At 76.4% G+C, this 24203-nt stretch carries 24 protein-coding genes; 17 read left to right on the top strand and 7 right to left on the bottom strand.

Features of this window, described 5'->3' with window-relative positions; all coding sequences use genetic code 11:
- Positions 1 to 190: 190 nt before the first annotated feature.
- Positions 191 to 406 (bottom strand): hypothetical protein, encoded by a 216-nt coding sequence (locus LY71_RS16155; RefSeq protein WP_106279724.1) that lies wholly within the window; start codon positions 404 to 406, stop codon positions 191 to 193.
- A gap of 107 nt (positions 407 to 513) precedes the next feature.
- Here LY71_RS16155 and LY71_RS16160 point away from each other — a divergent pair, with 107 nt between their 5' ends.
- The 12 genes from LY71_RS16160 (at position 514) to gcvP (ending at position 13165) form a co-directional block, all read left to right on the top strand.
- Positions 514 to 1386, top strand: coding sequence for a PP2C family protein-serine/threonine phosphatase (locus LY71_RS16160; protein WP_170121395.1), 873 nt, complete (start codon positions 514 to 516; stop codon positions 1384 to 1386).
- 174 nt (positions 1387 to 1560) lie between these two features.
- Entirely contained in the window at positions 1561 to 3630 is a 2070-nt protein-coding gene (locus LY71_RS16165) for an elongation factor G-like protein EF-G2 (RefSeq protein WP_106279510.1), read from the top strand.
- Positions 3631 to 3755: 125 nt separating this feature from the next.
- On the top strand, positions 3756 to 4418 hold the full coding sequence (gene clsA / locus LY71_RS16175; RefSeq protein ID WP_245887945.1) for a cardiolipin synthase ClsA: 663 nt from the start codon (positions 3756 to 3758) through the stop codon (positions 4416 to 4418).
- Positions 4415 to 5299 carry a DUF881 domain-containing protein gene (locus LY71_RS16180; protein WP_106279512.1) on the top strand — a complete coding sequence of 295 codons (885 nt, stop codon included), beginning with the start codon at positions 4415 to 4417 and terminating at the stop codon, positions 5297 to 5299. Before clsA ends, LY71_RS16180 begins: the two co-directional genes overlap by 4 nt.
- A gap of 3 nt (positions 5300 to 5302) precedes the next feature.
- On the top strand, positions 5303 to 5635 hold the full coding sequence (locus LY71_RS16185; RefSeq protein WP_091107512.1) for a small basic family protein: 333 nt from the start codon (positions 5303 to 5305) through the stop codon (positions 5633 to 5635).
- Positions 5632 to 6561, top strand: coding sequence for a DUF881 domain-containing protein (locus LY71_RS16190; RefSeq protein WP_106279514.1), 930 nt, complete (start codon positions 5632 to 5634; stop codon positions 6559 to 6561). Before LY71_RS16185 ends, LY71_RS16190 begins: the two co-directional genes overlap by 4 nt.
- Before the next feature lie 41 nt (positions 6562 to 6602).
- Positions 6603 to 7007: a glycine cleavage system protein GcvH gene (gcvH, locus tag LY71_RS16195; protein ID WP_106279516.1), complete on the top strand. Its 405-nt coding sequence runs from the start codon at positions 6603 to 6605 to the stop codon at positions 7005 to 7007.
- A gap of 262 nt (positions 7008 to 7269) precedes the next feature.
- The gene (gene odhI / locus LY71_RS16200) at positions 7270 to 7788 is read left to right on the top strand and encodes an oxoglutarate dehydrogenase inhibitor Odhl (RefSeq protein ID WP_211297376.1); all 519 of its coding nucleotides are present in this window, start codon (positions 7270 to 7272) and stop codon (positions 7786 to 7788) included.
- A 4-nt stretch (positions 7789 to 7792) separates the two neighbouring features.
- The gene (gene ftsR / locus LY71_RS16205) at positions 7793 to 8602 is read left to right on the top strand and encodes a transcriptional regulator FtsR (protein WP_106279518.1); all 810 of its coding nucleotides are present in this window, start codon (positions 7793 to 7795) and stop codon (positions 8600 to 8602) included.
- 89 nt (positions 8603 to 8691) lie between these two features.
- Entirely contained in the window at positions 8692 to 9177 is a 486-nt protein-coding gene (locus tag LY71_RS16210) for a bifunctional nuclease family protein (RefSeq protein WP_091107506.1), read from the top strand.
- Positions 9178 to 9433: 256 nt separating this feature from the next.
- Complete coding sequence (locus LY71_RS16215; protein ID WP_106279520.1) at positions 9434 to 10009, top strand: MerR family transcriptional regulator; 576 nt, start codon at positions 9434 to 9436, stop codon at positions 10007 to 10009.
- Between the two features lie 162 nt (positions 10010 to 10171).
- Positions 10172 to 13165: an aminomethyl-transferring glycine dehydrogenase gene (gene gcvP / locus LY71_RS16220; RefSeq protein ID WP_106279522.1), complete on the top strand. Its 2994-nt coding sequence runs from the start codon at positions 10172 to 10174 to the stop codon at positions 13163 to 13165.
- 69 nt (positions 13166 to 13234) lie between these two features.
- Here gcvP and LY71_RS16225 read toward each other — a convergent pair whose 3' ends face one another.
- Positions 13235 to 13879 carry a DUF5701 family protein gene (locus LY71_RS16225; protein ID WP_106279525.1) on the bottom strand — a complete coding sequence of 215 codons (645 nt, stop codon included), beginning with the start codon at positions 13877 to 13879 and terminating at the stop codon, positions 13235 to 13237.
- Between the two features lie 113 nt (positions 13880 to 13992).
- On the opposite strand from LY71_RS16225, the gene LY71_RS16230 reads away from it, so the two are divergent.
- On the top strand, positions 13993 to 14787 hold the full coding sequence (locus LY71_RS16230; RefSeq protein ID WP_106279527.1) for a hypothetical protein: 795 nt from the start codon (positions 13993 to 13995) through the stop codon (positions 14785 to 14787).
- Positions 14788 to 14866: 79 nt separating this feature from the next.
- Here LY71_RS16230 and LY71_RS16235 read toward each other — a convergent pair whose 3' ends face one another.
- Together LY71_RS16235 and coaA are read right to left on the bottom strand one after the other, a co-directional pair.
- Positions 14867 to 15067: a DUF5999 family protein gene (locus LY71_RS16235; protein ID WP_091367566.1), complete on the bottom strand. Its 201-nt coding sequence runs from the start codon at positions 15065 to 15067 to the stop codon at positions 14867 to 14869.
- Between the two features lie 269 nt (positions 15068 to 15336).
- Positions 15337 to 16299: a type I pantothenate kinase gene (gene coaA, locus LY71_RS16240; protein WP_106279529.1), complete on the bottom strand. Its 963-nt coding sequence runs from the start codon at positions 16297 to 16299 to the stop codon at positions 15337 to 15339.
- Positions 16300 to 16413: 114 nt separating this feature from the next.
- Here coaA and LY71_RS16245 point away from each other — a divergent pair, with 114 nt between their 5' ends.
- Positions 16414 to 17214 carry a GNAT family N-acetyltransferase gene (locus LY71_RS16245; protein ID WP_106279531.1) on the top strand — a complete coding sequence of 267 codons (801 nt, stop codon included), beginning with the start codon at positions 16414 to 16416 and terminating at the stop codon, positions 17212 to 17214.
- Positions 17215 to 17229: 15 nt separating this feature from the next.
- Here LY71_RS16245 and LY71_RS16250 read toward each other — a convergent pair whose 3' ends face one another.
- A complete protein-coding gene (locus LY71_RS16250) occupies positions 17230 to 18096 on the bottom strand; it encodes a serine hydrolase (RefSeq protein WP_245887947.1) in 867 nt (288 codons plus the stop codon).
- A gap of 155 nt (positions 18097 to 18251) precedes the next feature.
- A complete protein-coding gene (locus tag LY71_RS16255; RefSeq protein WP_106279535.1) occupies positions 18252 to 18791 on the bottom strand; it encodes a YbhB/YbcL family Raf kinase inhibitor-like protein in 540 nt (179 codons plus the stop codon).
- Between the two features lie 199 nt (positions 18792 to 18990).
- Here LY71_RS16255 and LY71_RS16260 point away from each other — a divergent pair, with 199 nt between their 5' ends.
- A complete protein-coding gene (locus LY71_RS16260; RefSeq protein WP_106279537.1) occupies positions 18991 to 19725 on the top strand; it encodes an HAD family hydrolase in 735 nt (244 codons plus the stop codon).
- Entirely contained in the window at positions 19722 to 22094 is a 2373-nt protein-coding gene (locus LY71_RS16265; RefSeq protein ID WP_106279539.1) for a glycoside hydrolase family 65 protein, read from the top strand. The genes LY71_RS16260 and LY71_RS16265 overlap by 4 nt, the downstream gene beginning before the upstream one ends.
- A 27-nt stretch (positions 22095 to 22121) precedes the next feature.
- On the opposite strand, the gene LY71_RS16270 is transcribed toward LY71_RS16265, so the two are convergent.
- Positions 22122 to 22826: a M50 family metallopeptidase gene (locus LY71_RS16270; RefSeq protein ID WP_106279541.1), complete on the bottom strand. Its 705-nt coding sequence runs from the start codon at positions 22824 to 22826 to the stop codon at positions 22122 to 22124.
- A gap of 210 nt (positions 22827 to 23036) precedes the next feature.
- Here LY71_RS16270 and LY71_RS16275 point away from each other — a divergent pair, with 210 nt between their 5' ends.
- Positions 23037 to 23684, top strand: coding sequence for a LysE family translocator (locus LY71_RS16275; RefSeq protein ID WP_211297377.1), 648 nt, complete (start codon positions 23037 to 23039; stop codon positions 23682 to 23684).
- Positions 23685 to 24203: the final 519 nt, after the last annotated feature.

Below are 24203 nucleotides of genomic sequence, written 5' to 3' on the forward strand. Positions count from 1 at the left end.
CAACCGCGTGGAGATCACCTTCGGCGAGCTCACCGACCGCATGGAGCTGGCCCGCCACGGCGCACACACCTTCTGGGGACTACTCACCCGCACCGCCGCCGTCATCGCAGCACATACCCTGCTGCGGACATGCCAGACCGAGCTCGAAGCCGGATAGATCAACCCACATAAGGCGCCTCAGGCGGGGGCCTCAGGCGGGGGCGATGCGGCGGCAGTCGGGACAGGGGTCGGCCGAGCCCAGCCCGCGCCGCCCCGACCACGACCCCTGGACGACGGCGACCGGCGTCCCGCAGGCGGCCACCCACGGCGGCGGCCCATCGGCGGCCGGGCGGGGCACCGCGTGCGCCCGGTCGCTCTCCTGGTCCCGCCCCGCCGCGTACCCGGCGGCCGCCTCCGCGCTCGTCACCGCCCCAGTCTGACCGCCGGCCACCCGGGGTGGGCGCGGGCGGGCTCCCCGTGGGCGGCGTGCGCCGTCCCGCTCCGGAACCGGCCCGCCGAGGCCATGCTGTCGCCGTGACCGCGCCCGTGACGCCGCTGCCGTGGTTCCCGGCGGCCGAGGCGCCCGGCGGGACGCGGTCCCCGGCCCCCGGCGGCGCCGTCGACCGGCTGGTCCTCGACCCCGCCGCGGTCGCGCTGGCCGGCCCGCGCGGGCAGGTCCAGGACGCCGGCCTCGCCGCGCCCACGCTGCTCGTCGTCGCCGACGGCGTGGGCGGCGGCAACGGCGGCGCGCAGGCCGCGCGGCTGGCCGTCACCGAGGTGGCCCGCCGGGCCGCCGCCGCGCGGGAGACGGGCGAGGACGGCGCCCCCGACGCCGGCCTGGCCGCCGCGGTCGCGGCCGCCGACGCCGCCATCCGCTCGGCCGCCTCGGCCGATCCCGCGCTGGCGGGCATGGCGACCACCTGCACCGCCGCCGTCCTCACCCGCGACGGGCGCGTCGTCGTCGCCCACGTCGGCGACAGCCGCGCCCACCTGCTGCGCGGCGGCGTGCTCACCCGGCTGACCACCGACCACACGCTGGTGCAGACGCTGGTCGCCTCCGGGGAGCTCACCCCCGAGCAGGCCGCGGCCTCCCCGATGCGCTCGGTGCTGCTGCGCGCGCTGGGCGGCTCGGCCGACCCCGGACCGGCCGACCTCCTCGCCGTCCGGGCCGAGCCGGGCGACCGGCTGCTCCTCTGCTCCGACGGGCTCTCCGGCGTCGTCCCGGCCGCGACCCTGCAGCGGGTGCTCACCGCCGAGCGGCGCCCCGCGGCCGCCGCCTCCCGGCTGGTCCTGGCCGCGCTGGCGGCCGGCACCCGCGACGACGTCACCGTCGTCGTCGGCGACGTCGCCCCGGCCGGCTGGGCGGGCGGCACCGCGGCGGTCGCCGTGGGCGCCGCCGGCGGCTGAGACGGCACGAGCGGGGGTCTTGCCCGGCGCGTCTCCACGGGGGCAGGGTGTGACGCGAGACACATCCCGTGACGACCCGGGAGGCCGCGGTGGGCGACCCAGCAGTCGACAGGACCGATCCCGACAGCGAGGGACCCGGCCGCCCGGCCGGGGACGACCGGCCGGGCGGCCGCCGTGGGTAGGGACGTCGTCCCGGCGCCGGCTCCCCGGGAGCCCGCGCGGGTCCGCAACGTGGCGCTGGTCGGGCACGCCGCCGCCGGCAAGACCACCCTCGCCGAGGCGCTGCTCGTGGCCACCGGGGCGCTGCCGCGCGCCGGGCGGGTCGAGGACGGCACCACCTGCCTGGACAGCGACGACGTCGAGGTCCGCCAGCAGCGCTCGGTCACCCTGGGCGTGGCCACCGTGGAGCACGACGGCACCCGCATCACCCTGCTCGACACCCCGGGCAGCCCGGACTTCGTCGGGGAGCTGCGGGCGGGGCTGCGGGCCGCCGACGCCGCCCTGTTCGTCGTCTCGGCCGTCGGCGGGGTGGACGCCTCCACCGTGGCGCTGTGGGAGGAGTGCGCGGCCGTCGGCATGCCCCGGGCCGTCGTCGTCACCCAGCTCGACCGGGCCCGCGCCGACGCCGAGGAGACCGTCCGGCTGTGCCAGACGGCGCTCGGGGCCGGCGTCTACCCGGTGCACCTGGTCGACCGCGGGCCCGACGGCGCCGTGCAGGGCGTGGTGAACCTGCTGCAGCCCGGCGCGCAGGCCCCCGACGCCGACCGGCTCCGCAGCGAGCTGATCGAGGGGATCATCGGCGAGAGCGAGGACGAGGCGCTCATGGAGCGCTACCTGGCCGGCGACGAGCTGGTCCAAGGCGACCTGATGAGCGACCTGGAGACCGCGGTCGCGCGCGGCCACTTCCACCCCGTGCTCTGCGCGGCGCCGCTGCTGGGCATCGGCCTCGACGCGCTGCTGTACCTGGTCGTCAACGGGTTCCCGTGCCCGGTGGAGCACGGCTGCCCGCCGGTCACCCGCCCGAACGGGGCGCCGGCGCCGGCGCTGTCGTGCGACCCCGACGGCCCGCTGGTGGCCGAGGTGGTCAAGACGACGACCGACCCCTACCTGGGCCGGGTGTCCCTGCTGCGGGTGTTCTCCGGGACGCTGAGCCCCGACACCCCGGTGCACGTCTCCGGGCACGGCGGCGCCGACCGCGGCCACCCCGACCACGACGCCGACGAGCGGGTCGGCGCCATCTCCTCCCCGCTGGGCGCGGCGCTGCGGCCGGTGGCGGCCTGCCCGGCCGGCGACGTGTGCGCGGTGGCCCGGCTGACCTCGGCGGAGACCGGCGACACGCTGTCCTCCCCGGGCGACCCGCGGCTGGTCCCGCCGTGGGAGCTGCCGGTGCCCCAGCACCCGGTCGCCGTCGAGGCCGCCTCGCGCGGTGACGAGGACCGGCTCGGCCCCGCGCTGACCCGGCTCGCCGCCGAGGACCCGACCCTGCGCGTGGAGCGCTCCCGCGACACCGGCCAGCTGCTGCTGTGGTGCGTGGGGGAGGCCCACGGTGAGGTGCTGCTCGAGCGGCTGCGCACCCGGCACGGCGTCGCGGTGACCACCGTGCCGGTGCGGGTGCCCATGGTGGAGACCCTCGCCGGCCCCGCGCGGGCCACCGGCCGGCTGGTCAAGCAGTCCGGCGGGCACGGGCAGTACGCCGTCGTCGTGGTGGAGGCCGAGCCCGGGGAGCCGGGGTCGGGCATCACCTTCGAGCAGCGCGTCATCGGCGGCGCGGTCCCGTCGCAGTACCACGGCAGCGTGGAGAAGGGGATCCGCGCGCAGGCGGCCAAGGGCGTCCACGACGACCGGCCGCTGGTCGACGTCCGGTTCGTCCTCGTCGACGGCAAGGCCCACTCGGTGGACTCCTCCGACGCGGCCTTCCAGTCGGCCGGGGCGCTGGCCGTGCGGGAGCTGGCCGCCGCCGCCGGCACGCAGGTCCTCGAGCCGTGGTGCGAGGTGGCGGTGACGGTGCCCGCCGAGCACGTCGGCGCGGTGATGAGCGACCTGTCCGCCCGCCGCGCGCGGGTGACCGGCAGCGACGCCGACCCCGACCGGGACCGCACCACCGTGCGCGCCGAGGTGCCCGAGCTGGAGCTGCTCGGCTACGCCGGGGCGCTGCGCTCGGTCAGCCACGGCACCGGGTCGTTCACCCGCCGCCCGCTGGGTCACGAGCCCGCGCCGGCGTCGCTCGTCGCGGTGCCCGTCTAGCGTCGGCCCCGCTGCGGAGCCCCGGAGGGGCCCCGTCCGGAGGCTCGCCGCGAGCTCGCGAGTGGTGAGGGGGACGGGGTCCTTCTACTAGCCTCGGGCACGGTGTGCAGCGGGGTGGAGGAGCAGTGACGTCGTCGCAGGGGCCGTCGGCCGCCGTGCCGGTGTCCGGCGTCGACCGCAACACGCTGCCCCGCCGCGTCTGGACGGTGCCCAACGCCCTGTCGGTGCTGCGGCTGCTCGGCGTCCCGCTGTTCCTCTGGCTGCTGCTGGGCCCGGAGGCCGACGGGTGGGCGGTCGTCGTCCTCATGGTCGCCGGCGTCACCGACTACGCCGACGGCAAGCTCGCCCGGGTGCTGGGGCAGTCCAGCCGGCTGGGCGCGCTGCTCGACCCCGCCGCCGACCGCCTCTACATCGTCTCGACCCTGATCGCCTTCGTGCTCCGCGACGTCGTGCCGCTGTGGTTCGTGGCGCTGCTGGTGGGCCGCGAGCTCGTGCTCGGCGTCATGCTGCTGGTGCTGCGCCGCCACGGCTACCCGCCGCTGCAGGTCCACTACCTGGGCAAGGCGGCCACCTTCATCCTGCTCTACGCCTTCCCGCTGCTGCTGCTCGCCGACGGGGACGGGGCGCTGGTCGCCGTCGTCACCCCGGTGGCCTGGGCGCTGACCATCTGGGGTGGCGCGCTCTACCTGCTCGCCGGCGTGCTCTACGTCGTCCAGGTGCTCGCCCTGGTGCGCGCCGAGCGGGCCGTCCCGGTCCGGGCGGGCACCGCGCCCCGTCCCGCGCCGTGACCGCCCCCCGCGGCGGCGGGGGCGTGCGGTCGATGGGCGCCTCGCTGCTCGACCAGGTGCTCGCCGAGACCCTCGACCCGGCCTACGCCCGGGCCGCCCGGGTCCGCGCCGCCCGCGGGGACGACGTCGGACCCCCCTGGCGGCGCCGGCTGGGCCCCGCGGCGGTCGCGCTCACCATGGTCGCCGCCGGCGTGCTGGCCGCGGTGACCTGGCACCAGGCCGCCTCGGGCGCCGAGGGCCGCCAGGAGGTGCGCGCCGCGCTGGTCACCGAGATCGAGGCCCAGTCGGCGACCACCGACGGCCTCGCGGCCGAGCTCGAGGCGCTGCGCCGGCGGGCCACCGGCGCGCGCGAGGACGCGCTGGCCGCCACCGCCCAGGGCCAGCGCGCCATCGACGACCTCGACGCCGCCGAGCGGGCCGCCGGCCTGGTGCCGGCGACCGGGCCGGGGCTGCTGGTCACCCTGGCCAATGCGGAGCCCGACGCCGACTCCGACCCGGTCGGCGGCGCGGGCAGCGAGGACAGCCGCGGCCGGGTCCAGGACGGTGACCTGCAGCTGGTGGTCAACGCGCTGTGGGCCTCCGGCGCCGAGGCGGTGTCGATCAACGGCCAGCGGCTGGGCCCGACGACGGCCATCCGCTTCGCCGGGGAGGCGGTCCTCGTGGACTTCCGCCCGGTCACCAACCCCTACGAGGTCAGTGCCATCGGCGACCCGGACGAGCTCCGGTCGCGGTTCCTGGCCAGCCCCGAGGTCGGCGCGCTCGCCGTCGTCTCGGACCTGTACGGCCTGCGCTTCGAGTTCGCCGAGGAGGACGAGCTGTCCGTGCCCGCCGGGGGAGTCCCCGAGCTGCGATCCGCCGCCCCGGCCGGAACGGGGGGCTGAGGCGTGCTGCCCGTGATCGGCCTGGCCGTCGGCATCGTCCTGGGCCTGGTGTTCGACCCGACCGTGCCGGTGGGGCTGCAGCCCTACCTGCCCATCGCGGTGGTGGCCGCGCTCGACGCGGTCTTCGGCGGGGTCCGGGCGCGGCTGGACGGCATCTTCGACGCGAAGGTGTTCGTCGTGTCCTTCGTGTCCAACGTCGTCGTCGCCGGGCTGATCGTCTTCCTGGGCGACCAGCTGGGGGTCGGCGCCCAGCTGTCGACGGCGGTCGTCGTCGTGCTGGGCATCCGCATCTTCGGCAACGCCGCGGCCATCCGCCGGCACGTGTTCCGGGCATGAGCGACACCCCGCGTCCCGACGACGCCGACCGGCCCGCACCTCCGGTCCAGGAGTCCGCTCCGCCGGTGGAGGCACCCCCCGGGGAGCCGGCCATCGTGGAGCCGGCCGCCGAGGAGCCGGCCATCGTGGAGCCGGCCGCCGAGGAGCCGGCCACCGAGGAGCCGGCCACCGTGGAGCCGGCCGCCGAGGAGCCGGCGACCGAGGAGCCGGCCGCCCCGCCGGTGCCCGGCCCGGCCCGGCGCCGGCAGCGGCGGGTCGCCGCCGCGCTGATCGCCGTGCTCACCCTGCTGCTGGGCTTCGCCATCGCCGTGCAGGTGCGCAACACCGACACCGGGGAGGCGCTGGCCGCCGCCCGCGAGGAGGACCTCGTCGGCATCCTCGACTCCCTCGACGCCCGCGAGGCGCAGCTGCGCGAGCAGATCGCCGACCAGCGCGCCGCGCTGCGCGAGCTGTCCGACACCGACAGCCGCACGGCCGCCGCCCTGGAGAACGCCGCTGAGCGCGCCGACGCGCTGGCCGTCCTGAACGGGACCGTCGCCGCCGAGGGCCCGGGGCTGGTGATGACCATCCGCGACCCGCAGGGCCGGGTGCGCGTCGCCGACCTGCTCGACGCCGTCCAGGAGCTGCGCGGCGCGGGCGCGGAGACGATGCAGATCGACGGCGTCCGGGTCGGCGTGTCGACCGCCGTCACCGGGGAGCCGGGCGCCCTGCGGGTCGACGGCCGGCCGGTGACCGCACCCTACGAGGTCGTCGTCATCGGCTCGCCCCAGGACCTGCAGACGGCGATGAGCATCCCCGGCGGCGTCGTCGACCGGGTCGGCCGGCAGGGCGGCAGCGTCGACGTCGAGCAGCGCGACCGCGTCCTGGTCGACGCGTTGCGGCCGCTCGACGAGCCTCAATACGCTCAACCGCAGCCGGGCGACTGACCCGCACCCACACCACCACGACCTCCCGGAGACGACGCCGCATGACCACGCCCGACGACCGCCGCTACACCGACCAGCACGAGTGGGCGCTCGTGCAGGGGGGCGGGGACAGCGGCACCGTGGTCCGCGTCGGCATCACCGACCACGCGCAGGACGCCCTGGGCGACATCGTCTTCGTGCAGCTGCCCGAGGTCGGCGCCGAGGTGACCCCCGGCAACCCGATCGGCGAGGTGGAGTCGACCAAGTCGGTCTCCGACGTCTACTCGCCGGTGGCCGGCGTCGTCTCGGCGGTCAACGAGACCCTCACCGACACGCCCGAGACGGTCAACGCCGACCCCTACGGGCAGGGCTGGCTGGTCGAGATCACCGTGTCCGGGAACGGCGCCGACCCCACCGCCGACCTGCTCGACGCGGCCGCCTACCAGGCGCTGGTCGACGCCTCCTGACCACCCCCGGGTCCCCGGAGGGACCCCCCGCGATCACTATGCTGCCCTCGGGAACGGGCCCCGCCCCGACCCGCTGGGACTGCTGTGACGTCGCCCCGACGACCGGTTGACCCTCGGGTCGACCGCTGGTTCCATGACCAACGGCCCGCCGTGCCCCGTGCGGCGGCCGACCCACGAACGGACCGTCCGGTCCGTCGTCCGCCGGCCGCCCGCGGCAACCCCCTCGCCCGCGGCGGTGCCCCCTGCACCGGAGGAGACAGACGTGCACTGCACTCGCTGTGGCCACGACAACCCCGAGGGCAGTCGCTTCTGCGCGCAGTGCGGCGCCGCCCTCTCCCAGGAGCGCGTGGGCGAGTCGACCAGCGTGATCCCCAAGGTCGGCGGCGAGGACTCCGGTGAGGTCCCCGAGGTCTCCGAGCCCGCTCCCGACGCGCACGCCGGCGCCGTGGAGTCGCTGCCGGCCGGGTCGGCCCTGCTGGTGGTCAAGCGCGGCCCCAACGCCGGCAGCCGCTTCCTGCTCGACCAGGACGTGACCACGGCCGGCCGCCACCCGGACAGCGACATCTTCCTCGACGACGTGACCGTCAGCCGCCGCCACGTGGAGTTCCACCGCGAGGGCAGCGGCTTCTCCGTCCACGACGTCGGCAGCCTCAACGGCACGTACGTCAACCGCGAGCCGGTCGACGTCGCGACGCTGGCCGGTGGCGACGAGGTGCAGATCGGCAAGTTCCGCCTCGTCTACCTGACCGGCCCCCGCACCGGCGAGCCCGCCGCCCGCTGAGCCGGTGCCCGGAGCGCCCGCCAGCGCGTCCGGGGACGGCGCCGCCGACGCGCGTGCCCCGCGCCTGACCATCGGCGCGGTGCTGACCGCCCTGCGCGACGACTTCCCCGACGTCACGATCAGCAAGATCCGGTTCCTCGAGAGCGAGGGCCTGGTCTCCCCGCAGCGGACGCCGTCGGGGTACCGGAAGTTCTCCCGGGCCGACGTCGACCGGCTGCGCTACGTGCTCACCGCGCAGCGCGACCACTACCTGCCGCTGCGGGTGATCAAGGAGCACCTCGACGCGCTCGACCGCGGGCTGCCGGTGCCCGGCACCGGCCCCGCGGCGCCCGGCACCACCGCGTCCGGCAGCACCGCGCCGGGCCCGGCCGCCGACGAGCGGCCGGCCGGGCGGCCGGCCGACCGCCCGGCCGCGTCGGCCCCCGCCGGGCCGCCCGCCGAGCGCCCGCCGATGCCCGCCGACGAGTTCGCCCGGGCGGCGGGCCTGGAGCCCGGGCAGCTGGCCGACTGCGTGCAGTACGGCCTGCTGGCCCCCGACGCCGACGGCCGCCACCCGGCCGGCGACCTGCCCATCGCGCAGGCCGCCGCCGGCCTGGCCCGGCACGGCATCGAGCCGCGCCACCTGCGGGTGTTCCGGACCGGCGCGGAGCGTGAGGCGGTGCTGGTCGAGCAGCTGCTCGCGCCGGTGCTGCGGTCGCGCTCGGAGGACGCTCGGGCCCGCGCCGCCGAGGACCTGGCGCAGCTCGCCGGCCTGTCCGCGCAGCTGCACCGGGCCTTGCTCGAGGCACGCCTCCGGGACCTCCTGCGCCCCTGAGTGCGGCGTACGGTGGACCTGCCGCCGGAGGCCGCCCGTCCGCGCCGACCCGGCGTCCACCCGTACGCCGCAGCTGAGGGAGCAAGACCGTGCAGGAACTCAGAGTCGTCGGGGTCCGGGTCGAGCTGCCCGGCAACCAGCCCATCCTGCTGCTCAAGGAGACGCAGGGGGAGCGCTACCTGCCGATCTGGATCGGGGCGGTGGAGGCCGCGGCGATCGCGTTCGAGCAGCAGGGGGTGCGGCCCGCGCGGCCGATGACCCACGACCTGCTGCGCGAGGTCGTGCGCACCCTCGGGGCCGAGCTCGAGGCGGTCAACATCACCGAGATGCGCGACGGCATCTACATCGCCGAGCTGGTCTTCGGCGACGACCGGGTGGTCAGCGCCCGGCCCTCGGACGCCGTCGCCCTCGCCGTGCGCACGGGGGCGCCCATCTACGGCGCCGAGGAGCTGCTCGACGAGGTGGGGATCGAGATCCCCGACGAGCAGGAGGACGAGGTCGAGAAGTTCCGCGAGTTCCTCGACCAGATCTCGCCCGAGGACTTCGGCGCCGGGTCCGGTTCCGGCGGCTCCTGACCGGGCGGGGCGGGTGGGACCCCGCCCGTCCCGTCCGTCACACGCGTCCCGACCGGCGCGGACGGGCTACAGCAGCGCGACGCACCTGCCGATACCACCCCTCTGGGGTGCTTGCGGCGACACGCCGCCCGCGTCAGTTGACCGCCCTGGGGGCCCGGCTTACGGTCGCGGACAACACCGGTGTGATCCGTGGGGAAGCGGATCTGACCGGGACGCCCGCCGCGACCGTGGCGGCACGCGAAGGAGGACCGCTGACGTGAGCGACCAGAGCGAGGGCTCCCAGGGTCAGCTCTTCAGCGACGCCGCCGTCGGGGCACCGGACTACGACCAGGTCGACAACGACCTGGTCGGGTACCGCGGCCCGACGGCGTGTGCCGCGGCCGGGATCACCTACCGCCAGCTCGACTACTGGGCCCGTACCGGACTGGTCGCACCCTCGGTGCGCAGCGCCACCGGCTCGGGGACTCAGCGGCTGTACTCGTTCCGCGACATCCTGGTGCTCAAGGTGGTCAAGCGGCTGCTCGACACCGGGGTGTCGCTGCAGAACATCCGCAGGGCCGTCGACCACCTGCGCAACCGCGGCACCAAGGACCTCGCCAACGTCACGCTGTTCTCCGACGGCGCGACGGTCTACGAGTGCACCTCGGCCGAGGAGGTCGTCGACCTGCTCGCCGGCGGCCAGGGCGTGTTCGGCATCGCCGTGTCCGGCGCGCTGCGCGAGCTGTCCGGGGAGCTGGCCGAGCTGCCCGCCGAGCGGCTCGACGGCGCCCCGCTGCACGCGGCCGAGGACGAGCTGGCGCAGCGTCGTCAGCGCCGCGCGCAGACCGCCTGACCCACCGCGGGCCGCCCGGACCGCACCGCGGCCCGGCGCCGCGCCGCGCCCCACTGCCGGCGTTGCTCGCGCCGTGCCCGTGCGGCAGCACCCCCGCTGCGCGGGGACGACCGGCGATCCGGCCGGGACGGCGGTGCGGATCCCGCTGGTAGCGTCGGGACAATGGCGGACGCTGCTGCTGGCCCCCTCCCGTCACTGTCCGCGCTGAGCCCGGCGGGCTCGTTCGCGGCCCGGCACATCGGCCCCCGCGCCGACGAGACCGCCGCGATGCTCGAGACGGTCGGCTTCGACTCGCTGCGGTCGCTGGTCGACGCGACCGTCCCCGAGGTGGTGCGCGACCGCGACGACCTGACCCTGCCCCCGGCCGCCGACGAGGCCGCCGTGCTCGCCGAGCTGCGCGAGCGGGCCGCGGCCAACGAGGTCAGCGTCCCGATGATCGGCCTGGGCTACTCCGGCACGGTCACCCCGGCGGTGATCCAGCGCAGCATCCTGGAGAACCCCGCCTGGTACACCGCCTACACGCCCTACCAGCCCGAGATCAGCCAGGGCCGGCTCGAGGCGCTGCTCAACTTCCAGACGATGGTCGCCGACCTCACCGGCCTGCCCGTCGCCGGCGCCTCGATGCTCGACGAGGCCACCGCCGCGGCCGAGGCGATGACCCTGGTCCGCCGCGCCGGGCGCGCCCGGGCCGGCGCCGTCTTCGTCGTCGACGCCGACACGCTGCCGCAGACCCTCGCGGTGCTCGAGACCCGCGCCGAGCCGCTGGGCATCGGCCTGCACGTCGCCGACCTGTCGCAGGGCTGGCCCAACGACCTGCCCGAGGCCGGCGCGTTCGGCGTCCTGGTGTCCTACCCCGGCGCCAGCGGCGCGGTCCGCGACCACCGGGCGCTGGCGCAGGCCGCGCACGCCGCGGGCGCGGCGGTCGTGGTGGCCGCCGACGTGCTGGCGCTGACCCTGCTCGAGGCGCCCGGGGAGTGGGGTGCCGACGTCGCCTGCGGCAGCACCCAGCGCTTCGGCGTCCCGCTGGGCTACGGCGGGCCGCACGCCGGCTACCTGTCGGTGCGCGAGGGCCTGGCCCGCCAGCTGCCCGGCCGGCTGGTCGGGGTGTCGGTGGACGCCGACGGCGACGTCGCCTACCGGCTGGCGCTGCAGACCCGCGAGCAGCACATCCGCCGCGAGAAGGCGACGAGCAACATCTGCACCGCCCAGGTGCTGCTCGCCGTCATGGCCGGCACCTACGCCGTCTACCACGGGCCCGAGGGCCTGACCGCGATCGCCGCCCGCGTGCACCGCAGCGCGCTGGCGCTGGCCGGCTGGCTGCGCGCCGGCGGCGTGGAGGTCGTGCACGACGCCTTCTTCGACACGGTGCAGGCGCGCGTGCCCGGCCGGGCCGACGAGGTGGTCGTCGCCGCCGCGGCGCGCCGCATCGACCTGCGCCGGGTGGACGCCGACACCGTGGCGGTGGCCTGCGACGAGACGACGACGCCGGCGGTGCTGCGCGAGGTGGCCGCGGCGTTCGGCGTGGCCGCGGACGACGCGGCGCTGGACGACGACGGCCCCGACGCCCTGCCCGACGCGCTGCGCCGGCGCACCCCGTTCCTCACCCACCCGGTCTTCTCCGCGCACCGCTCGGAGACGGCGCTGATGCGCTACCTGCGCGCGCTGTCGGACAAGGACCTGGCGCTCGACCGCACGATGATCCCGCTGGGCTCGTGCACGATGAAGCTCAACTCCGCCGTCGAGATGGCCGCGATCACCTGGCCGGAGTTCGCCGGGCTGCACCCCTTCGCGCCGGCCGGGCGGGCCCGCGGCTACCGGCGGCTGATCGACGAGCTGTGCACCTGGCTGGCCGAGATCACCGGCTACGCCGCCGTGAGCGTGCAGCCCAACGCCGGCTCGCAGGGCGAGTTCGCCGGGCTGCTGGCCATCCGCGGCTACCACCGCTCGCGCGGTGAGGAGCACCGCGACGTCTGCCTGATCCCGAGCTCGGCGCACGGCACCAACGCCGCCAGTGCGGTGATGGCCGGCATGCGGGTGGTCGTGGTGGCCTGCGACGAGGCCGGCAACGTCGACCTCGCCGACCTGCGGGCCAAGGTCGACCAGCACGCCGTCCGGCTGGCCGCGATCATGGTCACCTACCCGTCGACGCACGGGGTCTTCGAGACCGACATCCGCGACATCTGCGCGGCGGTGCACGACGCCGGCGGCCAGGTGTACGTCGACGGCGCCAACCTCAACGCGATGGTCGGGCTGGCCCGGCCGGGGCGCTTCGGCTCCGACGTCAGCCACCTCAACCTCCACAAGACGTTCTGCATCCCGCACGGCGGCGGCGGCCCGGGCGTCGGCCCGATCGGCGTCCGGGAGCACCTGGTGCCCTTCCTGCCGGGGCACCCCCTGGTCGACACCGGCGGGCAGGGCCCGGCGGTGTCGGGGGCGCCGTGGGGGTCGGCCGGGATCCTGCCGATCTCGTGGGCCTACCTGCGGCTGATGGGCCCCGACGGGCTGCGGCGGGCCACTGAGCACGCGGTGCTGGGCGCCAACTACCTCGCCGCCCGGCTGCGCGAGCACTTCCCGGTGCTCTACACCGGCGCCGGCGGGCTGGTCGCCCACGAGTGCATCCTCGACCTCCGCCCGCTGACCCGGGCGACCGGCATCACCAACGACGACGTCGCCAAGCGGCTGGTCGACTTCGGCTTCCACGCGCCGACGATGAGCTTCCCGGTGGCCGGCACGCTGATGGTCGAGCCCACCGAGAGCGAGGACAAGGACGAGCTCGACCGGTTCGTCGAGGCGATGGTGACCATCCGCGGCGAGATCGAGCAGGTGGCCACCGGCGGGTACGACCGCGAGGACAACCCGCTGCGCAACGCGCCGCACACGCTCAAGATGCTCGCCGGCGACTGGGACCGGCCCTACGACCGGGCCGCCGCGGTATTCCCGGTGTCCTCGCTGACCACCCGTGGCTACCTGGCCCCGGTGCGCCGGATCGACCAGGCCTTCGGCGACCGCAACCTGGTCTGCTCCTGCCCGCCGCCGGAGGCGTTCGCCGAGCCGGAGCCCGCGCACGCGCCGCAGACGCACGTGCCCGACCGCGGCGAGGGCGCCCCCGACGACCTCGGCACCGCCGCCGACGTGGTGGGCGCAGGCCAGGCCTAGTCCCCGCGAGACCTGCCCACCGGGGGGCGTCCCGCGCCCGGGAGCCCCCGCTGTGCGCAGATCTCGCGCTCAGGGCAGCGGGGTGCGGCCGGCGGCCGAGGCGATGCCGAGCCAGGTGTGCCGGTTGCCCGCCCAGCACCAGCCGACCTTGGCCGTGCCCCGGCGCTGCGGTCCGTCGCGCCCGGTGCCGTTGCTGATCCACAGCGCCGGCGTGCGGGCGTCCAGCGACCCGTCCGGCCGCCGCAGCCGGGAGCAGATGGTCATCGTGCAGGCGTTGCGCTCGAGCACCTCCGGGCACTGCAGCAGCCAGGTCAGCCCCTCGGTCACGGTGAGCGGCGTCCGCCCGGCCGCACGGATCCGCGGCAGCGTCTCGTCCGGACTGCAGTTGCGGTGGGCGTCGCCGCGGTCGGGGTCGCGCAGCGCGTAGGCCGGGCCCGGTGGCGGGTCGGCGTCGGCCGCCGGCGTGAAGTCGTCGAGGTCGGTCATGTCCACGACCACGAACGCGGGCCGGTCCCGCCAGCGCACCGCGGGCACCAGCGCCGAGGCCGGCACCCGGTCGGGCGCGAGCACCAGCAGCGCGTCGCGGGGGCACCCGGCGGCGGCCGCCCGCAGCCCGGCGGCGGAGAGCCCGACGCGCTCGTGCAGGCCCAGGGCGACCAGCCGGTCGGCCTGGGCGGCGGGGGAGGGCAGCGTCAGGGGGACGGCGCGGGTCACGGGACACCTCCGGGGAGGGGACGGCGGACCGATCGGCAACGCACGGGGGTCCGCTCCGGTTCCTCCCGACGACGGGTCGACGCCCTCCCGCCCCCGGGGGGACGATCGGCGGCATGGGGCGCAGCGGGCGGCGGGGACGGACCACGACGGCACGGCCGACGACGGCACGGGCCGCGACGGCGTGGGCGGCCCTGGCGGCCGGCGCGCTGCTGACCGCCGGGTGCGCGGGCGCTCCCGACGCCGCGGCCCCGGTCGGCCCGGCGGCGACCACCTCTGCGTCGGGTGCGGCGTCGGCCGACGACCTGCGCGACCGGCTGCTGCCCGCCGCGGACTTCGGCGCCGACGCGACCGTCGTCGGCGTCACCCTGGAGCAGGCCGGCACGGGCCTGTCCGGCCTGCTGGGGGACCGGCACGGCGGTGCCGGCGGGGACGCGGCGGCCCCCACCGTCGAGCCGGCGCCGTGCGGCTCGGCGCTCGAGGCGCTGTCCGCAGCCGGTGGCGGGGACGGTGCGGGCGACGCGCCCGTGCTGGCGGGCCAGGCGGCGCTGGGGCCGCAGGCGCGGACGCTGCAGGTGCTCTCCGAGTCCCCCGCGCTCGCCGGCGTGCAGCTGCCGGTCGACCAGCTCCTGGCGGCCTGCGCGACGGTCACGGTGACCGCGGCGGACGGGCAGAGCGCGACGATCGGGCTGGCCGAGCTCGACGCCCCCGAGCTGGGGGACGCGAGTGCCGCGCTGCGGGTGACGGTCGACCGGGCGGGCCAGGACACCCTGACCGCGCTGGTCGGTGTCGTGGTGGACGGGAGCCGGGGGCTGCTGCTGGCGCAGACGGGCGCGCCGGGCGCGGGCGCCCCGGACGAGGAGGCCTTCACGGCGCTGCTCGGCGACGCCGTCGAGACCGCCGCCGGCTGAGCGCAGGGCGCCCCCGGGGCCTGCGGACCCCGGGAGCGCCCGGTGACGCGCTGGAACGCCCCCGCAGGAGGGTCCTGCGTCAGGCCGGGACGAGTCCGGTGCGCCACTCGTGGTGGTCGGGGACGGCGCGGCCGTCGGGGAGCAGCTCGCCGTCGTCGTCGAAGAGGACGACGCCGTTGCACAGCAGGCTCCAGCCCTGCTCGGGGTGGCTGCTCACGACGGCGGCGAGGTCACGCGCCTCGCTGCTGGGGTCGGGGCACGGGGTGGGGTGTACGCACATCAGGATCGACTCCCGATCGGCCGGCGGGGAGGCCGGGGTGACTGGTGGTGAGCGTCCGACTACCGGACGTTCCGAGTGTGCGCCGCCGATCTGGCTTGGTGCGGTGACGAACCTCACGACCTGACCCCAACGGGTCGTCAGCACCTGCCAGGGCGGGTGGCGGCCGGAGCGACGACATCGACTTCCCCCTGTACCGTTATCCCCAACACAACTGCGCGCACAACGGTTTGGACAGCGCGATGGGGACACCGAAGGAGGGGGAGTGGACGTCACAGCTTGCGGAGCAGGACGCGGCGCACCGAGTGGTCGGCCGCCTTGTGCAGCACCAGCCGGGCGCGGGACCGGGTGGGCGCGATGTTCTGCCGCAGGTTGGGGCCGTTCACCGCGTCCCAGATCGACAGGGCGGTGGCGCGGGCGTCGTCGTCGCTGAGGCCGGCGTAGCGGTGGAAGTAGGCCGAGGAGTCGGCGAAGGCGGTGCGCCGCAGCGCGAGGAACCGCTCCACGTACCACTGCTGGACGTCGGACTCGGCGGCGTCGACGTAGACGGAGAAGTCGAAGAAGTCCGACAGGAACACCTCGGGCACCCGGCCGTCGTCGCGGCGGCCGGCCTGCAGCACGTTGAGCCCCTCCAGCACGAGGATGTCGGGCCGGTCGACCACCTGGCGCTGTCCGGGCAGCACGTCGTAGCTCTGGTGGGAGTAGACCGGCGCGCTGACCTCGCCGCGGCCGGACTTCACGTCGGCGAGGAAGCGCACCAGCGCCCGCCGGTCGTAGCTCTCGGGGAAGCCCTTGCGGGTCAGCAGCCCGCGCTGCTCGAGGACGGCGTTGGGCCACAGGAACCCGTCGGTGGTGACCAGGTCGACCCGCGGCGAGCCCGGCCCGGCGGCCAGCAGCGTCTGCAGCAGGCGCGCGGTGGTGCTCTTGCCGACGGCGACGCTGCCGGCGACGGCGATGACGTAGGGCACCTTGGCGGTGGTGTCACCGAGGAAGCGGCTCTGCGCGGCCCACAGCCGTTGGCTGGCGGTGACGTGCAGGGCGAGCAGCTCGGCCAGCGGCAGGTAGACGGTGGCGACCTCGCGCAGGTCGATGCGGTCGCCGAGGCTGCGCAGCGCGCGCAGGTCGGCCTCGTCCAGCGGCAGCGTCCGGTCGCCGGCCAGCGCCCGCCACGTGGCGCGGTCGAACGCCGCGTAGGGCGAGATCTGGGTACGGGTCCCTGCCGTCACGCCGCCCATCGTGCCGCCCGTGCTCCTGCGGGCGGGTCGCCGGGGTCCCCCCTCGGGGGGAGTCCGCGCCGGGGACGGCGTCGCGCGCGGGCCGCCGTCACGGCCCGCGTCTAGGGTGCCGGTGTGCCGCCCCTCCCCGGCCTGCTCGACCGCGTCGAGCAGTACGCCGCCGCCGCGCCGCTGGCCGACGCGCGGATCGTGCCGGTCGGCGCCCTCGACGTCCCGGTCGGCTCGCCGGCCTGGCCCTATCCGGCGCGCCCGCGGCCGGGGACGCGCACCGTGGGGGCCGAGGACGTGCGGCGGGCGGTGGCGCTGCAGGACGAGGCGGGGCTGCCGGCCGCGGTCGAGTGGGTGGTCGAGCGCACGCCGTCGCTGGCGGCCGCCGCCCGCGCGGCCGGTCTGGTGGTGACCGAGTTCCCGCTGCTGGTCGCCGACGACCCGGTCGAGCTGCTGCTGCCGCACGGGGTGCGGCTGTACCTGGTGGGCGCGGAGGACCCGCTGCTGCCCCGGTACCAGGAGTTGCTGGAGTCGGCGTTCGCGCCGGACGTCGAGGCGGCCGGGACCCCGGACGGCGCGGACGCCGAGGACGCGCGCACCGCGGTGCTGCGCGAGCGGGTGGCCACCGGGCGCACGGTGGTGATGGTGGCGACCGAGGACGGCCGGCCGGTGGCGGTCGGCGCCCACCAGCCGGTCGACGTCGGCGGCCGGGAGGTCAGCGAGGTCGTCGGGGTCGCCAGCTCCCCGCGCCGCCGGGGCCGCGGCGTGGGCGCGGCGCTGGCCTCGGCGCTGGTGGCGCACGCCCGCGAGACCGCCGACCTGGTCTTCCTCACCGCCGGCGACGACGACGTGGCCCGCACCTACGAGCGGGTCGGCTTCGCGTGGCTGGGCGCCACCGGCGTGGCCGACCGGCCCGCCCCGCGCTGAGCCCGGTGCGCGCCGTCAGCCGGCGGTCGGCGACGGCAACGCGGCAGCGGCCGCGGTGAGCGCGGCCGTCGCCCGCGCGTAGGACACCCCGCGGGGCACCTCGCTGAGCAGCACGACCACCCGGCTGCCGACGATCCCCACCGAGTGCAGGTGCCGCTGGCCGCTCAGGCAGCACATCCAGCCCTGCTTGACCGCGGTGGACGGCGGCGCGGTGCCGAAGACACCGAAGCGCTGGTCGAACCCGTCGGCGGCGACCGGGGTGGCGCTGCGCATCCAGGTCAGCAGCGTGGCGGCGTCGGCGGGGTCGGCGACCAGACGCAGCGTGCCGAGGAAGCGGGCCAGGTCGCGGGCGGTGGTGGTCGTCTCGCCCCACTGGCTCGGGTCGGCCGGGGGAGCGGTGCCGCTCAGGCCGTAGCGGGCGGCCACGTCGCGCACCATCTGCGGGCCGCCGAAGCGGTCCCACAGCTCCGAGGCGGCCGGGTCGTCGGACGCGCTGACCATGTCCTGCAGCAGCCGCCAGTCCCGCTCCCCGAGGGTCACGGCGCCGGTGCGGGCCCGGTGCAGCAGGTCCTCGGCGAGGAACAGCTTGACCAGCGAGGCGGTGGGGAGGGGCTGGGCGGCCGCGGTGCCGTTGTCGGCGGTGCGCAGCACGAACCGGCTCCCGGGGCCGTCCAGCGCCGGCTGGGAGAGTCCGGGGGCGGCGGGGACCAGGGCGGAGACCGCGACGGCGAGCGTGCTCCCGGGGACGTCGTAGGCGCCGACCACGGCGGGCACCAGCCCCGGCGACGGGGCCCGGGCCGGCGGCGCGGCCGCGGCGCGGCCGGGACCGCCGAGGAGCATCGAGGCCAGGAGCACGGCCAGCACGATCACGGGGACGAGCACGCGCCGCGACGCCGGACGGGCCGGCACGGGGGGCTCGGGGGCCGGCCGGGGGAGCTCCCGGGACACCATGATCCCTGGATACCCGGTGCCGGCCCCGCGCGCGGCCCCCGTCGGGGGACGATCCCGTTACCCTTTCGTGTCCTGACGGAGCGTCGTCACTCCTGGGAGTAGACCGGTACCAGGACAGCGCGGGCCAGGGTGTGCCCGAAGAGGTTGAACCCGTGGAACGCCGGGGAGGCGTCCTCGGGCACGCCCATGTCCTCCACGTCGAGGGCGTGCACCACGGTGAAGTAGCGGTGCGGGCCGTGCCCGGCCGGGGGAGCCGCACCGACGTAGCCGGGGAAGCCCGCGTCGTTGCGCAGCTGCCGTGCGCCGGCCGGCAGCCCCGAGCCCTCCCGGTCGCCGGCGCCGGCGGGCAGCTCGGTGACCGAGGCGGGCAGGCCGGTGACGATCCAGTGCCAGAAGCCGCTGGCCGTCGGGGCGTCGGGGTCGTAGACGGTGACGGCGAACCCCTTGGTCTCCGCCGGGAAGCCCGACCACGACAGCTGCGGGGAGCGGTCCTCACCGCCGGCGCCCATGACCCCGCTCACGTGCGGCATCGGCAGCACCTCACCGTCGCGGACGTCGGTGCTGGTCACCGTGAACGACGGGACCGGGGGCAGGGCGTCGTAGGGGTTCGGGGGCCGCTCGGCCATGGGGGTCCTCTCCTCGGGTCCGGGGCGGCGCGTCCTGCCGCCTCCGCCGACCCTAGTGAAAGGACCCCGCTGCCCCCCACCGCTCGCAGGCTCGCGGCGGGCCCCTGCAGCGGGGCCGGAGGGTGCCGCGCCCCCCGGCGCCGGCACCCGGCAGGGTGCTCGACGGGTCCCCCGCCGCGTGCGCCGGTAGCGTCGTCGCGTGCTCGGACTCCCCGACGGCATCCGTGCCTGTCTCTTCGACATGGACGGCGTGCTCACCCGCACCGCGACGGTGCACATGGCCGCGTGGAAGCGCACGTTCGACGAGTACCTGCGTGCCAGCGACCCGCAGGCGCCGCTGTTCACCCAGCTGGACTACAACCGCTACGTCGACGGCAAGCCGCGGGCCGACGGCGTCCGCGACTTCCTGGCCAGCCGCGGCATCACGCTGCCCGAGGGCAGCCCCGACGACCCGGCGTCCGCGGCGACCGTGCACGGCATCGGCCGCCGCAAGAACGAGCTGCTGCTGGCCGAGCTCGCCGAGAACGGCGTCGAGGTCTACCCCGGCTCGATGGCCTACCTGCGCGCGGCCCGGGACGCCGGGCTGGCCACCGCGGTGGTCACCGCCTCGGCCAACGGCGAGCAGGTGGTCGCCGCCGGCGGGTTCGCCGACCTCATCGACGCCCGCGTCGACGGCGTGGTCACCGCCCGCGAGGGGCTGCGCGGCAAGCCCGCCCCCGACACCTTCCTCGCCGGCGCGCGGGCCCTGGGCGTCGAGCCCGCCGAGGCCGCCGTCTTCGAGGACGCCCTGGCCGGTGTCGAGGCCGGCCGGGCCGGGGCCTTCGGCCTCGTCGTCGGGGTGGACCGGGTGGGCCAGGCCGAGGCGCTGCGCGCGCACGGCGCCGACGTCGTCGTCACCGACCTCGACCAGCTGCTCGACGGCGGTGCCCGGTGACCGAGGGCCGGCCCAGCTTCCCGATCGAGCCGTGGGCGCTGACCGAGATCGGCCTCGACCACGCCTCCCTCGGCGTCCACGAGTCGGTGTTCGCGCTGGCCAACGGGCACATCGGCATGCGCGGCTCGTTCGAGGAGGGCGAGCCGATCGTCGTCCCGGGCACCTACCTCAACGGGTTCTTCGAGGAGCGGCCGCTGCCCTACGCCGAGGCCGGCTACGGCTTCCCCGAGCAGGGGCAGACCGTCGTCAACGTCACCGACGGCAAGCTCGTCCGGCTGCTGGTCGGCGACACCCCGCTCGACCTCGACTACGGCGAGATCGTCGAGCACCGCCGCACCCTCGACCTGCGCCGCGGGGTGCTGCGGCGGGTCACCGAGTGGCGCTCGCCCAACGGGCGCACGGTGAAGGTCACCAGCACCCGGCTGGTGTCGCTGCGGCGACGCTCGATCGCCGCGATCGAGTACTCGGTGGAGTGCACCGACGACCGCGGCGACCTCTACGTGGCGCTGCAGTCGGACCTGCTGGCCAACGAGCCCGTCGACAGCGGCACCGAGGGCGACGACCCTCGCGCGGCCGCCGCGCTGCGCCGCCCGCTGGTCAACGAGCTGGCCGTGGGCCGCGGCCAGCGCGCGGTGCTGGTGCACCGGACGCGGCGCAGCAAGCTGCGGATGGCCGCCGGCATGGACCACGTCGTCGACGTCCCCGACACCGCCACCCAGGACATGGAGGCCGGCGAGGACCTCGCCCGCTTCACCCTCGCCGCCCGGCTGCCGCAGGGCTCCTCGCTCAAGCTGGTCAAGTACCTGTCCTACGGCTGGAGCTCGCGCCGCTCGGCCGCGGCGCTGCGCGACCAGGTGGAGGGCGCGCTGGCGACGGCGAAGCTGGCCGGCTTCGAGCGGCTCATGCGCGAGCAGAAGGAGGTCCTGGACTCCCACTGGGCGCTGGCCGACGTCGAGATCGACGGGGACGGCGAGCTGCAGCAGGCGGTGCGGGTCGGCGTCTTCCACGTCCTGCAGGCGGCCCTGCGCGCCGAGCGCCAGCCGATCCCGGCCAAGGGGCTCACCGGCCCCGGCTACGACGGGCACACCTTCTGGGACACCGAGACCTACGTGCTGCCCGTGCTGACCTACATCGCGCCCGACGCCGTCCGCGACGCGCTGCGGTGGCGGCACTCCACGCTGGACCTGGCCCGCTCCCGGGCCCGCGAGCTCGGCCGGCAGGGCGCCGCCTTCCCGTGGCGGACCATCCGCGGTGAGGAGACCAGCGGCTACTGGCCGGCGGGGACGGCGGCCTTCCACATCAACGCCGACATCGCCGACGCCGTCGTCCGCTACCTGCACGCCACCGGCGACGAGGAGTTCGAGCGCGACTTCGGCGCCGAGCTGCTGGTGGAGACCGCCCGGCTGTGGGCGTCGCTGGGCCACTTCGACGCCGAGGACGGGTTCCGCATCGACGGGGTGACCGGGCCCGACGAGTACACCGCGGTGGTGGACAACAACGTCTACACCAACCTCATGGCGCAGCGGAACCTGCGCGAGGCGGCCGCGGCGGTCGAGCGCCAGCCCGACGTCGCCGGCCGGCTGGAGGTCACCGAGGAGGAGGTCGCCCACTGGCAGCGCGCCGCCCGGCTGATGCGCGTGCCGTGGGACCCGCGCCTGGGCGTGCACATGCAGTCCGAGGCGTTCACCCACCACGAGGAGTGGGACTTCGCCGCGACCCCGCCCGACCACTACCCGCTGCTGCTGCACTACCCGTACTTCGAGATCTACCGCAAGCAGGTGGTCAAGCAGGCCGACCTGGTGATGGCGCTGCACCTGCGCGGCGACGCCTTCACCCACGAGGAGAAGGTCGCCGACTTCGCCTACTACGAGGCGCGCACCGTGCGCGACAGCTCGCTGTCGGCCGCCCAGCAGGCGGTCGTGGCCGCCGAGACCGGGCACCTGGAGCTGGCCTACGACTACTGGGGCGAGGCCGCGCTCACCGACCTGCAGAACCTGCACGGCAACGCCGGGCACGGTCTGCACATCGCCTCGCTGGCGGGGGGCTGGATGATCGCCGTCGCCGGGTTCGGCGGCATGCGCGACCACGACGGCCGGCTGCTGTTCAGCCCGCGGCTGCCCTCGCGGATCGAGCGGCTGCGCTTCCGGCTGGCCTACCAGGGCCGCTGCCTGCAGGTGACCATCGAGAAGGAGCGCACCACCTACTGCCTGCGCGACGGGGAGCCGCTCGACATCCACCACCACGGCCGGCGGGTCACCGTGGGCGACACCGACCTGGTGCTCGACAACCCGCCCGCGCCGGAGGTGGCGCCGGTGTCCCAGCCGCCGGGCGCCGCGCCGCGCCGCCGGGGCAACGGCCGCCGCGACTAGCGGGCGGACCCGGGTGCGGGTCCGTGCTCAGCCCACCAGCAGCCAGGTCGCGGCCAGGGCCAGGGCGGCGACGTCGACGAGCAGGAAGACGGCCACCCACACGACGCCGGGGACGTGGGTGAGCCGGGCGAGCTGGTCGGCGTCAGAGTCCGGGGCGCCCCGGCGGCGCCGTTCGGCCTGCAGCTCGAGCACCGTCCGCGGCGCGGCGAGCAGCAGGAACCAGGTGACGACAGCGGCGAACGCGGCCTGCGCGGCCGCCGGCAGCCAGCCGGTGACGCCGACGAGGACGGCGCCGGTCACCAGCACCGCTCCCAGGCCGAAGAAGTTGCGGATCTGCAGCAGCAGCAGCGCCAGGAGGGCGAGCACGGCCCACAGCACCCCGACCGCGTAGCCGGCCGCCAGCAGCGCGGCGGCGCCGAGACCGAACAGCCCGGGGCCGACGTAGCCGGCCAGCAGGGTGAGCACCATGCCGGGACCGGTGGGGCGTCCGGCGGACACGGTCAGCCCCGAGGTGTCCGAGTGCAGCCGCATGCCGGCCAGCCGGCGGCCCGTGGCGACCGCGGCCAGGCCGTGCGCGCCCTCGTGGGCGATGGTCACCACCGTGCGGGCCGGCCGCCACAGCGCCGGGCTGGCCACCACCACGAGCGCGACCAGGGCGGTCAGCACGAGCACCTCGAGGGGGAGCGACACCTCGGCGGTCGCGCGGGTCCAGAGACGGTCGAGGGCGTCCACGGCGGCGAGTGAACAGCACGACCCTGGAAGCAGGCCGGATAGACGTCATGGGCACCGTGGGTGTCGCTGTCACGGGGACACCCGAGGTCGGCGCCCAACCCTCCCTCTGACCGTTATCCCCAACTAGCTCGCGACAACTGATCACAGGAAAGACAAGCGCGACGAAAACGGGTCGCACTCGCCGAGTGGCGACTGCGACCATCCGCGGACGTGGACGCCGTCGCACCGCTGGGAGCCGTTCCGGCCTTCCTCGGTGTCGTCCTGCTCATCGCGGCGACACCGGGTCCGGCGGTCGCGCTGATCGTGCGCCGTGCCGCGCTGCGGGGGGCAGCCGCCGCGGTGCCCACCGTGCTGGGCCTCGAGGTGGGGCTCCTGGTGTGGGCGCTGCTCGCCGGCGCCGGCGTCGCGGCCGCGGTCGCTGCGTCCGAGGCTGCCTACCTGGTGCTGCGCGTGGCCGGGGCCGTGGTCCTGCTGTGGCTCGGCGGCCGCGCACTGTGGCGCGCGTGCCGAGGGGACGCGGACGCACCCGGGTCCGGCGGGGGAGGGGAGCGGGCCGGCGCGGCCCGACGGGCGTTCGGCGAGGGCGTGGTGGTGCAGCTGGCCAACCCGAAGCTCGCCGTCCTCGTGGTGGCCCTCTACCCGCAGTTCGGATCCGCGGACGGTCATCCGCTGCTCACCGCGGGGGTGCTCGGCCTGCTGCAGGTCGCCGTGGAGTCGGTGCTCTACCTGGCGCTGGCGGCCGGCGTCGGCCGGGCCGGTGCGTGGTTCCGGCGTCCCCGGGTGCGCCGAGGGCTGGACGCCGTCGCCGGCACCGTGCTCGTCGGCATGGGCGTCCGCGTCGCCGGCACGGCCCGCTGAGCCGGGCGACACGTCCGCCCGAGCGCATCCCGCACCAGGAGCTGCCGGGCGGGCAGCATGCGCTGCCGGGACCGGCCGACGGCGGTCGTGCTCCGTTCGCCACCGACTGCACCGTGTACCGTTATCCCTAACAAACTCGCCAACAAACTGGTGAGCGCGCACTCGTCAACAACAGCGACACGCCGACCTTTCCGCCGTCGTGAGGTCGATGGGGTGACCGCTGGGCGTTGCGCGCGTGTCAGGTGTCCCTCCATGGCACGTCGACCGACGCCGGCACCGGAACGCCGGACCGGGGGAGGGCGTCGAGGCACGCGCCGCGGTGACGACCGACCGGCGCGGCGTGCCGCGAGCTGAGCAGAGTGATCCTCCCGAGGACCAGCGGGACGCCCAACCAGGCGTCGATGACGCTCGAGAGGACGCTCACGAGCGGGCCTCCGGCACAGCCGGCCAGCGCGCTCGGCACGACGGCGGCCGTGTCGGCACCGTGGACGGTCTTGGCCGCCAGGTCGCACCCGAAGA

The organism is Geodermatophilus tzadiensis, assembly GCF_003002915.1.
Lineage (GTDB): Bacteria > Actinomycetota > Actinomycetes > Mycobacteriales > Geodermatophilaceae > Geodermatophilus > Geodermatophilus tzadiensis.

What these genes read in the sequence shown, in the direction of transcription:
- gcvP (WP_106279522.1), top strand. Translation starts at nt 10,172, where the DNA reads ATGGCGGACGCTGCTGCTGGCCCCCTCCCGTCACTGTCCGCGCTGAGC.
- LY71_RS16230 (WP_106279527.1), top strand. Translation starts at nt 13,993, where the DNA reads ATGGGGCGCAGCGGGCGGCGGGGACGGACCACGACGGCACGGCCGACG.
- LY71_RS16190 (WP_106279514.1), top strand. Translation starts at nt 5,632, where the DNA reads ATGAGCGACACCCCGCGTCCCGACGACGCCGACCGGCCCGCACCTCCG.
- gcvH (WP_106279516.1), top strand. Translation starts at nt 6,603, where the DNA reads ATGACCACGCCCGACGACCGCCGCTACACCGACCAGCACGAGTGGGCG.
- coaA (WP_106279529.1), bottom strand. Translation starts at nt 16,299, where the DNA reads ATGGGCGGCGTGACGGCAGGGACCCGTACCCAGATCTCGCCCTACGCG.
- LY71_RS16235 (WP_091367566.1), bottom strand. Translation starts at nt 15,067, where the DNA reads ATGTGCGTACACCCCACCCCGTGCCCCGACCCCAGCAGCGAGGCGCGT.
- LY71_RS16255 (WP_106279535.1), bottom strand. Translation starts at nt 18,791, where the DNA reads ATGGCCGAGCGGCCCCCGAACCCCTACGACGCCCTGCCCCCGGTCCCG.